The 11,976-nt window shown below is 66.5% G+C and carries 12 protein-coding genes; 10 read left to right on the top strand and 2 right to left on the bottom strand.

Annotated elements, in window-relative coordinates; all coding sequences use genetic code 11:
• Positions 1-32: 32 nt before the first annotated feature.
• The 8 genes from O3300_RS04420 (at position 33) to O3300_RS04385 (ending at position 8,210) form a co-directional block, all read left to right on the top strand.
• A complete protein-coding gene (locus O3300_RS04420; RefSeq protein WP_305052176.1) occupies positions 33-992 on the top strand; it encodes a DMT family transporter in 960 nt (319 codons plus the stop codon).
• An 86-nt stretch (positions 993-1,078) separates the two neighbouring features.
• Entirely contained in the window at positions 1,079-1,534 is a 456-nt protein-coding gene (gene hpaR, locus O3300_RS04415; RefSeq protein ID WP_251348489.1) for a homoprotocatechuate degradation operon regulator HpaR, read from the top strand.
• A gap of 367 nt (positions 1,535-1,901) precedes the next feature.
• Positions 1,902-3,095: a porin gene (locus O3300_RS04410; RefSeq protein WP_257219000.1), complete on the top strand. Its 1,194-nt coding sequence runs from the start codon at positions 1,902-1,904 to the stop codon at positions 3,093-3,095.
• Positions 3,096-3,123: 28 nt separating this feature from the next.
• Positions 3,124-3,648, top strand: coding sequence for a sorbitol dehydrogenase family protein (locus O3300_RS04405; protein WP_251348491.1), 525 nt, complete (start codon positions 3,124-3,126; stop codon positions 3,646-3,648).
• A gap of 9 nt (positions 3,649-3,657) precedes the next feature.
• Positions 3,658-5,268, top strand: coding sequence for a GMC family oxidoreductase (locus O3300_RS04400; RefSeq protein WP_099667748.1), 1,611 nt, complete (start codon positions 3,658-3,660; stop codon positions 5,266-5,268).
• Positions 5,265-6,665: a cytochrome c gene (locus O3300_RS04395; RefSeq protein ID WP_305052175.1), complete on the top strand. Its 1,401-nt coding sequence runs from the start codon at positions 5,265-5,267 to the stop codon at positions 6,663-6,665. Before O3300_RS04400 ends, O3300_RS04395 begins: the two co-directional genes overlap by 4 nt.
• Positions 6,666-6,820: 155 nt before the next feature.
• Complete coding sequence (locus tag O3300_RS04390) at positions 6,821-7,273, top strand: Rrf2 family transcriptional regulator (RefSeq protein ID WP_305052174.1); 453 nt, start codon at positions 6,821-6,823, stop codon at positions 7,271-7,273.
• Positions 7,260-8,210: an NAD(P)/FAD-dependent oxidoreductase gene (locus tag O3300_RS04385; protein WP_305052173.1), complete on the top strand. Its 951-nt coding sequence runs from the start codon at positions 7,260-7,262 to the stop codon at positions 8,208-8,210. The genes O3300_RS04390 and O3300_RS04385 overlap by 14 nt, the downstream gene beginning before the upstream one ends.
• Positions 8,211-8,237: 27 nt before the next feature.
• On the opposite strand, the gene O3300_RS04380 is transcribed toward O3300_RS04385, so the two are convergent.
• Positions 8,238-8,999, bottom strand: a complete 762-nt coding sequence (locus O3300_RS04380) for an SDR family oxidoreductase (RefSeq protein ID WP_305052172.1) — start codon at positions 8,997-8,999, stop codon at positions 8,238-8,240.
• Between the two features lie 123 nt (positions 9,000-9,122).
• Between O3300_RS04380 and O3300_RS04375 the strand changes: the two genes are divergently transcribed.
• Together O3300_RS04375 and O3300_RS04370 are read left to right on the top strand one after the other, a co-directional pair.
• Complete coding sequence (locus O3300_RS04375; protein WP_305052171.1) at positions 9,123-10,046, top strand: LysR family transcriptional regulator; 924 nt, start codon at positions 9,123-9,125, stop codon at positions 10,044-10,046.
• Between the two features lie 16 nt (positions 10,047-10,062).
• On the top strand, positions 10,063-10,815 hold the full coding sequence (locus O3300_RS04370) for a DUF4303 domain-containing protein (protein ID WP_305052170.1): 753 nt from the start codon (positions 10,063-10,065) through the stop codon (positions 10,813-10,815).
• 3 nt (positions 10,816-10,818) lie between these two features.
• Here the strand turns inward: O3300_RS04370 and O3300_RS04365 are convergent, their stop codons facing one another.
• Entirely contained in the window at positions 10,819-11,940 is a 1,122-nt protein-coding gene (locus O3300_RS04365; protein ID WP_305052169.1) for a metallophosphoesterase, read from the bottom strand.
• Between the last annotated feature and the right edge of the window lie 36 nt (positions 11,941-11,976).

Genomic DNA, 11,976 nt, shown 5'->3' with positions numbered 1-11,976 from the left:
CGCCCTTGAGTGAAAACGTGAGAGTGGCAGGCATGTGGCGTGGGATCGTATGTGGTGTGCTGGCCGGCGCCTTTTGGGGCGCCGTTTTCATTGTGCCCGTCTTGCTGCCGGACTTTTCCCCGGTCGAGCTGATGGTGGGGCGCTACATCTGCTATGGCGCGCTGGCGGCCGGCCTGATGCTGCCGCGCCTCTTGCCACTGCTGCGGCGCTTGCGGCGCAGCGACTGGCTGGCCATGCTGCGCCAGGCGCTGGCCGGCAATGTCGTGTATTACCTGCTGCTGGCCTACGGCGTCAAGCTGGCCGGCGTGGCGCCCACTTCCCTGATCATCGGCTTGCTGCCCCTGAGCGTCACCATCCTGGGCCGCAAGGACCACGGCGCGCTGCCGCTGCGCCAGCTGGCCTGGCCGCTGCTGGTGGTAGTGCTGGGCATCGCCTGTATCAATGTCGATATCTTCAGCCATGCAGGCGGCGCGGGCGGCGCCGGTCTGGCGCACAAGCTGGCCGGCGTGCTGTGCGCCGTTGGCGCGCTCGCCTGCTGGACCTGGTATGCGCTCGACAATGCCCGTTTCCTCAAGCGCCACGCGCATTTCAGTTCCGTGGAATGGGCCATGCTGTATGGCCTGGCCAGCGGCGTCATCGCCCTGGCCGTTGGCGCCGCGATGCTGGCGCTGCAGCAGGCAGGCGGCGCCGACGACGCGCCGGCGCGCGACTGGCACCGCTACTGGATCGTGTGTTTGCTGCTGGCGCTGGGCGCTTCCGTGATCGGCAATTACCTGTGGAATCTGGCGTCGCGCCTGGTGCCGGTCACCTTGTCGGGCCAGCTGATCCTGTCGGAGACCCTGTTCGCGCTGCTGTACGGCTTCGTCTACGCGCAGCGCATGCCGCGCCCTCTGGAATGGGCCGCCATGGTCTTGCTGACGGCGGGCGTGCTGTGGTCCGTGCGGCGGCATGCGCAAGAGGAGGGAGCAGGGCAGGAGGCAGGGCGGACGTAGCGAAAAATACATCGTTGCCGGCCTGCCGTTTGCAGTGGCCGGGCCGTATAATTACGCTAATTTTCCGCCCACCCAGGGAGTTCCGCTTGCAGCTACCGATCCGTTATCCGAACATGCCGCAACTGCTGCTGAAGGCCCGCGACAGCCTGCTCCAGCATTTCCGCCCCATCCTCAACCACTTCGGCGTGACGGAGCAGCAGTGGCGCATCATGCGCGCGCTGAACGAAAGCCCGACCCTGGAACCGCGCGAACTGTGCGAGATCTGCCAGATTTCCAGCCCCAGCATGAGCGGCATCCTGGCGCGCATGGAAGAAATCGGCTTGATCGGGCGCAGCAAGTTCGAAGGCGACCAGCGCCGCCGCAAGGTGCACCTGTCGGAAGCGGGCGCCAGCCTGCTGCTGCAGATGGGCAAGCTGATCGACCTGCAATATGAACACCTGGAAGCGGCCTACGGCAAGCAAGTGTTCGAAGACATGCGCCGCACCCTGGAAGCCTTCATTGCCCTCGAAACCCTGCCGGTGGCGCCCGCCATCCTGCGCTGACCATCCCGCTTTTTCATCGTTTTTCCGCCTGCCTGATTAGCCACCGGGCGCGTGTTTTTCGACACGCGCCGCCGCTGCTTTCCCCATGCCTGTTCCGCGTATTTCCCCATCCTGCCGGGCGTGCGCCCGCATATCTGACGGTTTTGCTATAAGACACAAGAAAGTTTTGCTATAAGACTACGCCTTACAGTCAATTACTTACATGTGAGTAATTAGGCGTATAATTTGCTCCACTTGATCCAAATCAAGAAGAAAAGCGGACGCCCCACGCGCTGTATGGGGCCGCAACGCGGCGCCTCGCCAGTATGTCGCCATCACGGCGGCAATGCCGGCCGGGCGTACTATAAAACAGGAAAGTCAGGAAAAAATGAACACTACATGCATGCGCGCTGCGGCGCTGGCCGTCTCCACGCTCATCGGCGCAAACGTTTGCGCCCAAAGCAATGTCAGCATTTATGGCGTGGTCGACGCGGCCATGGCGTACACCAGCAACCAGGGCGGCAATTCGAACACTTACATGCGCAGCGGCAACTTGTCCGCCAGCAAGATCGGCTTCCAGGGCGTGGAAGACCTGGGCGGCGACCTGAAGGCGCTGTTCCTGCTGGAAAACGGCTTTGAAAGCGACACGGGCGCGCAAAGTTCGGCCAGCTCCCTGTTCAACCGTCAGGCTTACGTGGGCTTGCAATCGGCAGCCTACGGTAGCGTCACGGCCGGCCGCCAGTACACGCCGTACTACCTGCTGGTGGGCTCGCTGGCGTCGAGCAATGTCTTGACGGGCGCCACCGGCGCCCACCCTGGCGATATCGACGGCCTCGATACGACCGTGCGCATCAGCAATTCCGTCACCTACAGCATGCCGGCCTGGCGCGGCCTGCAGGCCAGCGCGCAGTACGGCTTTGGCGAAGCGGCAGACGGCAACGCCGTGGGCAGCAGCTTCAGTGCCGCCGTCAAGTACAGTACCTCGCCAGCCGAATTCGCGCTCGGCTACCTGAAACTGAAAAACGGCCAGAACAATGCCAGCGCCATGGCCATGAGCACCCAGGGCGGCTGGAACGGCAATGCTTCGGGCAGCTTCGGCATTTCCGCCATCAACCAAGGCTACGCCTCGGCTGAAAGCGTGCAATTCATCGCCGCCAGCACGCGCTACACCATGGGCAAGTGGATGGTGGGCGCCAACGCAAGCAACGTGCAATACGAGGCGGGCAGCCGCTCGGCCTTCCGCGACACGGCCATCTTCAACACGGCCGGCCTGATTTCCAGCTACCAGTTGACGCCGCAGTGGTTCCTGGCCGCCGGCTACAGCGACACCTTCGCCAGCCACGCCAACGGCATCGCCGACCGCGCGCGCTACCGCCAACTGTCGTTCGAACAGACGTATGCGCTGTCGAAGCGCACCGCGATCTACCTGATCGAGGCGCGCCAGCTGGCGCGCGGCCAGACCCTGGGCCAGGACGGCGCCATCGTCAACGCCGTCGCCTCGGTCGGCGATTCGCAGAACGGCACGCCGTCGTCGACCGGCGGCCAGTCGGTGGTCATGGTCGGTCTCAAGCATTCTTTCTGAACGGTTGCTGAACTCACGGGAGCTTCAAGTGGACGCTACACATCACAAGGAGGGCCGCGGCCCTCTCAATCCCGGCCGCCGCATGGTGCTGGCCGGCTTGCTGTCGGCTTCGGCCGCGGCGCTGATTCCCTGGGCGCTGGCCGAACCGGTCGCCAATGCGGAGCAGGGCGCCTTCCTGGGCGTGTCGGCCATGCTGGTGGGGCGGCAAGTGCTCGACCCCGTGCTGGCCAGGCGCCTGTATGACGCGCTGGTGGCGCAGGATACGGCCTTCCCGGCGAAGGTGCGCGCGCTGCTGGCGCTGATCAATGCGCAGGGCTTGCAGGCGGCCGGCCTGCAGGAAGCGCTCGACGGGCTGGACCCGGCCCAGTCGCCGCTGGCTGCCTTGCCGCGCCAGATCGCCAGCGCCTGGTACCTGGGCATCGTCGGCACGGGCGAGGCGGCCGTCTGCGTCGCCTACGAGCAGGCGTTGAACGCGGCCGTCGTGGCCGACGTGCTGAAACCTCCCACGTATTCCTACGGCGCCTACGGCAGCTGGGCCAGAAAACCAATTTAAGGAGCCATCATGGCTGAAGAACTCTCTGCCGATTACCTCGTGATCGGTTCCGGCATCATCGGCTCCCTGGCTGCGCGCAAGCTCGCGCTGGCCGGCGCCTCGGTGCTGATCCTGGAAGCGGGACCGCGCGTGTCGCGCGGCGAAATCGTCGCCCGTTTCCGCAACACGACGCGCCGCAGCGACTGGATGTCGCCGTATCCGTCCGTCGCCACGGCGCCGCACCCGATCTACCAGCCGACCGATAACGGCTACCTGGTGCAGGCCGGCCCGTATCCGTACCCGGCCGAATACATCCGCCAGTTCGGCGGCACGTCGTGGCACTGGGCCGCGCAGGCGTGGCGCAATGTGCCGAACGACTTCCGCATCCATACGCTGTATGGCGTGGGCGTCGACTGGCCGATCAGCTATGAAGACCTGGAGCCGTTCTACCAGGAAGCGGAAGAGATCATGGGCGTCTCGGGCGCCGAGAACACAGGTTCGCCGCGCAAGCAGGCGTTCCCTATGGACCCCGTGACGGAGCCGTACGCGATGCGCCGCATCCGCGAGCGCCTCGATCCCACCTTCAAGGTTGTCGGCAACACGGTGGCGCGCAACAGCGTCAGCTACGATGGCCGCCCGGCCTGCTGCGGCAACAACAGTTGCCAGCCGATCTGCCCCATCGATGCGCAATACCATGGCGGCATCGCCGCGCAGCAGGCGGAAGACGCGGGCGTGAAGATCGTCTGCAACGCCAACGTCTACAAGCTGGAACACGACGCGCAGGGCCGCATCACGGCCGCGCTGTACTACGACGTCGACAAGAAAAGCCACCGGGTCACGGCCAAGACTTTTATCCTCGCCGCCAACGGCATCGAAAGCCCCCGCTTGCTGCTCGTTTCCGCCTCGGACAAATACCCGAACGGCCTGGCCAACAGCAGCGACATGGTGGGCCGCAACCTGATGGACCATCCGAGCACCTCGATCACCTTCGACGCTGATGAAGACTTGTGGCTGGGCCGGGGCCCGCAAAGCCCCAATTCCATCAACACCATGCGCGATGGCGACTTCCGCAGCGAGCACTCGCCGTACCGCCTGGATTTCACGAACATTTCTCGCGTCGACGGCGCCACCAGGGAATTGATCGGCAAGGGCGTGTTTGGCGAGGCATTCGAGCAGCAGCTGCGTTTCCGCTCGGCCCGCGAAATGAGCCTGAAAAACGTGCTGGAAGTGCTGCCGAACCCGGAAAACCGCATTGCCTTGAGCAGCGAAAAGGATGCCATGGGCATCCCCAAGCCGCAGGCGCACTATTCGATCGACGAGTATACGAAGCGTGGCCACGAGCGTTCGAAGCAGGATTTCGAACAGATCGCCAAGCTGATGGGCGGCACCAATCTGCGCCACAGCAAGGAAGGCGTGTTTGCCAACAACCAGCACATCTGCGGCACCCTGTCGATGGGTTCCGACCCCGCCAAGGCCGTGTGCGACCAGTGGGGCCGCACCTTCGACCACGCCAACCTGTTCCTGTGCAGTACCGGCGTGCTGCCCACGTCCGGCACCTGCAACTCGACGGAAAACGGCCTGGCCGTGGCGCTGCGCACCGTCAAGCACATCCTCGACGAACAACAGGGAGGCACAGCATGATGGCGGCCTTCAGACTGACGGCGGGCGCCGTCTTGCTGTCTCTCGCGGCCATGCCCGTGCTGGCGGCCGACAAGGGCGTGCCCGATGCGGCGGCGATCGAACGCGGCCGCTACCTGGCGACGGCCGGCGACTGCATCGCCTGCCATAGCGTGCCTGGCGGCAAACCGATGGCGGGCGGGCTGTCCCTGGCGACGCCATTGGGCGCCATCGTTGCCACCAATATCACGCCGTCGAAAACGCACGGCATCGGCAATTACACGCTCAAGCAGTTTTCCGACGCCGTGCGCCATGGCGTGCGGGCCGACGGCGCCAACCTGTACCCGGCCATGCCCTACACGGCCTACGCCAAGGTGACGGACGAGGATACGGCGGCCCTGTATGACTACTTCATGCACGGCGTGGCGGCCGTGGATGCGGCGCCGGCGCAAAAGACGGACTTGCCGTTCCCGTTCAACATCCGCCTGTCGATGGCGGGCTGGAACATGCTCTTCCTCGACAAGAAGCCCTTCGTGGCCGATACGGCGAAAAGCATGGAGTGGAACCGGGGCGCCTACCTGGCGCAAGGCCTGGCCCACTGCACCACCTGCCACACGCCGCGCAATGCGCTGATGGCCGAACAGCTGTCGAAGGAGCTGGGAGGCGCTGACCTGGGCACCTGGCATGCGCCGAACATCACGTCGGATATCAACAGCGGCATGGGCGGCTGGAGCCAGCAGGAACTGGTCGATTACCTGCGCACGGGCCGCACCGCCAACAAGGCGCAAGCCGCGGGACCGATGGCCGAAGCCATCGACCATAGCCTGAAGCACCTGAGCGACGCGGACTTGCACGCCATCGCGCACTACGTCAAGAGCGTGCCGGCCATTCGCGACAAGGCCGACACGCAGTCGGTGACGCAATGGGGCAAGGCGGGCGACGAGCTGGCCAGCATCCGCGGCGTGCCGCTGCCGCAAAACCTGAACAAGATGTCGGGTGCGCAGTTGTACGATGCGCAGTGCGCCAGCTGCCACCAGGCCAGGGGCGAGGGCAGTTTCGACGGCAGCCTGCCGCCGCTGTTCCACAACTCGGTGACGGGCCGCAGCAACAGCAACAACCTGGTGATGGCGATACTCGATGGGGTGGAGCGGCAGGATGGCAAGGGCAGTCATGCGGGGCACCTGATGCCCGCCTTCCGCCAGACCCTGTCGGACGAACAGATCGTCACCCTCGGTAATTACGTGCAGAAGATGTACGGCAATCCCGCCATCAAGGTGACGGCGGAGCAGGTGACGACCCTGCGCAACGGCGGCGCGCCGTCCAACCTGATCGGCCTGGCCCGCGCGGGCATCATCGTCGGCGTGCTGGTGCTGCTGGCATTGCTGCTGTGGTGGCGGGGACGCCGGCGCAAGCAGGCGTAGAAGCAGCCGCGAATAACAGGCGCTGAAGTACAGACGCTGAAGTACAGACGCTGAAGTACAGGCAGGGGCCAGGCTGAATAGTCTGGCCCCTTTTTTTACGTCTTGATGTTGCAACTGGTTTGCATCTGTGTAAATTATGTACTATCATTAGTTACATGAGACGCGACAGCAAACTATCATCGATCCTCCATGTGCTGCTGCACATGGCTCACGCGGGACGCCCGATGACGTCCGAGGAACTCTCCGCTTACCTGGATACCAATCCCGTGCTGGTGCGGCGCGTGATGGCCGGCTTGCGCGAGCGGGGCTACGTGGCTTCGGTCAAGGGCCACGGCGGCGGCTGGCGCATCGTCTGCGACCTGCACCGCGTCACGCTGCACGACATTTACGTGGCCGTGGGATCGCCCACTGTCTTCGCCATGGGCAACCGCGTCGATCAGCCGGGCTGCCTGGTCGAGCAGGTGGTCAACCAGTCGCTGGCCGGCGCCTTCGACGAAGCCGAGGCGCTGCTGATCCGGCGCTTTGGCGCCGTCACCCTGGCCGACCTGGCCGACCGTTTCAGCCAACAATACGCCATCCACAAAGGAGCACCGCATGCACATTCCTGAACCCCGAGGCGCAGACAGCGCCACGCCCGCCGCCCCGTTCGACGCCATCATCGTCGGCGGCAGCTACGCGGGCCTGTCGGCCGCCACGCAACTGGCGCGCGCCCGCCGCCGCGTACTGGTGGTCGACGGCGGCCAGCGCCGCAACCGCTACGCCAGCCATTCCCACGGCTTCCTGAGCCAGGACGGCAGCGGGACGGCTGCCATCGCGGCCGAGGGCAAGGCGCAGCTGCTGGCGTATGCCACCGTCACCTGGCTGGACGGGATGGCCGTGCAGGCAGCGGCCAGCAGCGCTGGCGATGGCTACGACGTGACCCTGGCGGACGGCCCGCGCGTGCGGGGCCGCCGGCTGGTGCTGGCCACCGGGGTGGTCGACGAATTGCCGCCCGTCGATGGCCTGACCGAGCGCTGGGGCCGCAGCGTCTTCCACTGCCCGTACTGCCACGGCTATGAGCTGGAGCAGGGCGCCATCGGCGTGCTGGCCACCGGCCCCCTCTCCATGCACCATGCGCTGATGCTGCCCGACTGGGGCACGGTCACTTTTTTCCTGAATGGCGCGTTCGAACCCGATGGCGCGCAGCTGGAGCAGCTGGCCGCGCGCGGCGTCACGGTGGTGCGTGCGCCCGTGGGGCGGATCGCCGGCGTGGCCGACGTGGTCATGCACGATGGCAGCCGCCATGCGATGGCCGGCCTGTTCGTGGCGACCCGCACCCGCCTGGCCAGTTCCCTGGCTGTTGAGCTTGGCTGCGTGCTGGAAGAGGGGGGCATGGGCCCGTTCGTGCGCACCGACGAGCAAAAGGCCAGCAGCGTGCCTGGCGTCTTTTGCTGCGGCGACGCGGGGCGCATGGCCGGCAGCGTGGCGTTCGCGGTGGCCGATGGCGCCATGGCTGGCGTGGCAGCGCACCGCTCGCTGATGTTCGGACTGGCCCCGGCGGCCTAATGCCGGGGCCGTGGTGCGTGCTGGCGCTCAGGCGGCAAAACCGCCATCGATCTTCAGCCCGGCGCCCGTGACGAACGCCGCTTCCGGGCTGGCCAGGTAAGCGACCATGCCGGCGATTTCATCGGCCGTGCCGTGGCGGGGCAGGGCCATCAGACCGTGCATCAGGTCGGCGAAGTCGCCCGTCGGCGGGTTCATGTCCGTGGCGACGGGGCCCGGCTCCACGTTGTTGATGGTGATGCCGCGCGGACCCAGGTCGCGCGACAGGCCTTGCGTCAGGCCGCTCAGTGCCGATTTGCTCATGGCGTAGGCGGCCGCGCCGCCGAACGGCATGCGGTGCGCGTTCGTGCTGCCGATGTTGATGATGCGCCCGCCCGTCTGCATGTGCGCCACGGCTGCCTTGATGGCCACGAACACGGCGCGCACGTTGACGGCCACGGTCTTGTCGAAGTCTGCCAGCGAAAAGTCGTCGATGGCACCAGGCAGGAACACGCCTGCGTTGTTGACGAGGATATCGATGCGGCCAAATTGCGCCGCCACCTTGTCGATGGCCGCCGTCAGGGCGGTGGCGTCAGCCGCATCGGCTTGCACGCCTAGGGCCTTGCCGCCGCTTGCCTCCACCGTGGCGGCCAGCGCCTGGGCTTCGGCGGCCGAGCTTTGATACGTGAAGACGACGTTGGCGCCCTGGCTGGCCAGGCGGCGCACGATGGCGGCGCCGATGCCGCGCGAGCCGCCCGTCACAAACGCGATCTTGTCTTGCAGTGGCAGGGAGGTGGTGGTTTGGGTTTGCATGATGTGCTTTCTAAGTGAGGAATCGAGGAGTTCAGTATCTGCCTTTCATTCCTGCCGCGCTAGCCATGAATCGCTACAATCACTTTCAACCATTGGTATCAGCTGAGCGGGTAGAATAGGCGCATGGACGCCCTCAATCACTTGCAATCCTTCGTGCTGTCTGCCGAGCTGGGTAGCTTTTCCGCCGCCGCGCGTCGCCTGGGACTGACGCCGGCCGCCGTCAGCAAGAACGTGGCGCGCCTGGAAGCGAGCCTGGGATTGCGGCTGTTCCAGCGCAGCACGCGGCGCCTGACCCTGACGGAAGGGGGCGAGCGTTTCCTGCAGCAGATAGGCGGCGCCCTGACCACCCTGCGCGAAGCGATCGCCGGCGTGGCGGAAGAGGGCGGCCAGCCGGCGGGCATCCTGAAAATCAGCATGGCGCCGTCGTTCGGGCGCAGCTACGTGGTGCCCCTGCTGGGCGACTTCATCGCGCGCCACCCGGGCGTGGTGCCCGACTGCCATTTCGACAACCGGCAAGTCGACTTGATCGGCGAAGGCTTCGATGTCGCCATCGGCGGCGGCATCGAGCTGACTCCGGGCGTGGTGGCGCGCGAGCTGGGTCACGCCCACATCGTCGCCACGGCGTCGCCCGCCTTCATGCAGGGCAAGGCCATGCCCAGGCATCCGTCGGACCTGGCGCAATTCGATGGCGTGGCGCGCCGTTCTGCCGGCAGCGGCAGGTTGCGCAGCTGGATATTGCGCGACGGCGCGGGCGGCGAAGGCGTGGCCGAATGCCGGCCGCGCGCCATCTTCGACGACCCGGAAGCGATGGCGCAGGCGGCCATCCTGGGCGTTGGCGTGGCGCTGCTGCCCATGCCGCACGCGCTGACCCACTTGCGCAGCGGCGCCCTGATCCGGCTGCTGCCAGGCTGGCACGCCGATTCCGGCCCTCTGTCCGTGTACTATCCCAGCAAGAAGCTCTTGCCCGCGAAGACGCGCGTGTTCGTCGATTTCCTGCTGGAGCAATTCCACCAGCGCGATTTCGCCGCGCAGATGCGGCCCGATTAACCGATGAACAATTCCCATGCATAGTAATTACAGCCTGTTTTACACCTTCGACGGCGACCGGCCGGCCCGCTTCCGGGAAGCGCGCGTCTTCGGCACGACCGTCTGGAGGGCCAGCGGTGCGGCCATGACCTGGGGCGAGGAGACGCGCAACGACTACGCCAGGGAAGCCGAAGCGCACGCCGTCTACCTGGCGCATGGCCGGGCCGCGCTGGCCGACGGCTACGTGCTGGCGCGCGAAAGCGTCATCGACCCGGCCGTATTCGATTTCGCGCTGCTGCAAACCCTGGTGGCGGATGCCGCGCGCCTGGCTGTCGAAGCCGCGCGCCGCGCGCATCCCGACCAGCACATCGACGCTTTCGCGTTGGTCAGCGACGACAGCGCCATGACCATCGGCCCCATGGCGAATAGCCGCGAAGCGCTGGCCGCCTCGGAGTATGGCGAGGAGATGCTGTGGAATCCCGCCGAATGGGCGTTCGAGGACGGCGGCGAATATTTTGACAGCGCCTACCGATTGCTGCTGCAGGCGCACCGTGACTTGCCGTTCGACGTGGACTTCGCCACCTTGCGCAGCGGCGTGTTCGACGCCTGCATCGCGGCGCTGGCGCAGCTTGACGCCGAAGGGGTATTCGGTAGGGGCGCCCGGCGTGACGAGAGCGTGCTGCTGTTCGAGGTCAGCGACAGCGAAGCGGTGGAAGGCGCGATGGCGCGTTTGAATCCGCCGGCGGTGGTGGCGCGGTTCGAGGCGTGGATGGCCAGTTGGGTCGACTAGGTTCTACGCCGCCACCAGCCTGAGTCTCGTAATCTCCGCCGGCGCGCCGATGCGTTTCGGCGGCCCCCAGTAGCCCGTGCCGCGGCTCACATAGATCCACAGGCGGCCTTGCCGGTGCAGGCCCGCCACATACGGCTGCTGCAGCGGCACGAACAGGTTCCACGGCCAGAACTGGCCGCCGTGCGTGTGGCCCGACAATTGCAGGTCGTAGCCGGCCGCTTCCGCCTCGGGCGCGCTGCGCGGCTGGTGCGCCAGCAGGATGCGGGGGATGCCGGGCGGCGCGCCGGCGATGGCCGCTTGCGGGTCGCTTGCCTGGGCAGGGTCGAAGGCGGCCGCGTTGAAGTCGGTGACGCCGGCCAGCGCCAGGCGCGCGCCGTCGCGGTCGAGGACGACATGTTCATTCATCAGCACGCGCAAGCCCAGGCGGCGAAATTCCGCCACCCACGGCGCGGCGCCCGAATAGTATTCATGGTTGCCCGTGACGAGGAAGACGCCGTGGCGCGCGCACAGCTCGCCCAGCGGCGCCGTGTGGCTGCCCAGTTGCGCCACCGTGCCGTCGACCACGTCGCCCGTGATGGCGATGAGGTCCGCCTGCAAGCCGTTGGCACGCGCGACGATGGCCTGCACGTAGGCGCGCTTGATGGTGGCGCCCACGTGGATGTCGCTCAGTTGCACGATGGTGTAGCCCTGCAAGGCGGCCGGTAGGCCGGCGATGGGCACGTCGACCTCGCGCACGCGCGCCACCCGGCGGGCGTTGATGAAGCCGACGACGGTGGCCAGCAGCGCCAGGAGCAGCACAAGCACGGCGGATGCCTGCGCGTGCGGGCGGGTGGCAGGAATCAGCATCAGCAGTGCGCGCAGCGCGGTCAGCACGAACAGCGAGGAAAAAAAGCCCATGCACAGCGAACCGGCCCAGCTCAGACGGTCGGCCAGGCGCGCATCGTTGGTGACGGCGCGGGCGAAGATCGTCATCGGCATGAGCATGGTCGACGCCAGCAGGACCAGGCCGCCCAGCAGCCAGCCGGCCAGGCCGACGGGGAGCGACGGCAGCAGCAGCCAGCCCAGGAGGGCGTGCAGGGCGCCCAGTATCATGGTGATGCGCAGCAGCGGCGTGCGGGTTGTCATGTCATGCTTCCAGAGGTGAGGCGGCCGCCGATTATA

It is taken from the genome of Janthinobacterium sp. SUN206, from assembly GCF_030587305.1.
In the GTDB taxonomy this organism is placed as follows: Bacteria; Pseudomonadota; Gammaproteobacteria; order Burkholderiales; family Burkholderiaceae_D; genus Janthinobacterium; species Janthinobacterium kumbetense.
This window is presented reverse-complemented; position numbering and strand designations above follow the sequence as displayed.

Bases quoted from the DNA above. Each gene is read 5' to 3' on its own strand.
- O3300_RS04395 (WP_305052175.1), top strand. From the start codon at position 5,265: ATGATGGCGGCCTTCAGACTGACGGCGGGCGCCGTCTTGCTGTCTCTC.
- O3300_RS04380 (WP_305052172.1), bottom strand. From the start codon at position 8,999: ATGCAAACCCAAACCACCACCTCCCTGCCACTGCAAGACAAGATCGCG.
- O3300_RS04365 (WP_305052169.1), bottom strand. From the start codon at position 11,940: ATGACAACCCGCACGCCGCTGCTGCGCATCACCATGATACTGGGCGCC.
- O3300_RS04410 (WP_257219000.1), top strand. From the start codon at position 1,902: ATGAACACTACATGCATGCGCGCTGCGGCGCTGGCCGTCTCCACGCTC.
- O3300_RS04375 (WP_305052171.1), top strand. From the start codon at position 9,123: ATGGACGCCCTCAATCACTTGCAATCCTTCGTGCTGTCTGCCGAGCTG.
- O3300_RS04390 (WP_305052174.1), top strand. From the start codon at position 6,821: ATGAGACGCGACAGCAAACTATCATCGATCCTCCATGTGCTGCTGCAC.
- O3300_RS04385 (WP_305052173.1), top strand. From the start codon at position 7,260: ATGCACATTCCTGAACCCCGAGGCGCAGACAGCGCCACGCCCGCCGCC.
- O3300_RS04420 (WP_305052176.1), top strand. From the start codon at position 33: ATGTGGCGTGGGATCGTATGTGGTGTGCTGGCCGGCGCCTTTTGGGGC.
- O3300_RS04400 (WP_099667748.1), top strand. From the start codon at position 3,658: ATGGCTGAAGAACTCTCTGCCGATTACCTCGTGATCGGTTCCGGCATC.
- O3300_RS04370 (WP_305052170.1), top strand. From the start codon at position 10,063: ATGCATAGTAATTACAGCCTGTTTTACACCTTCGACGGCGACCGGCCG.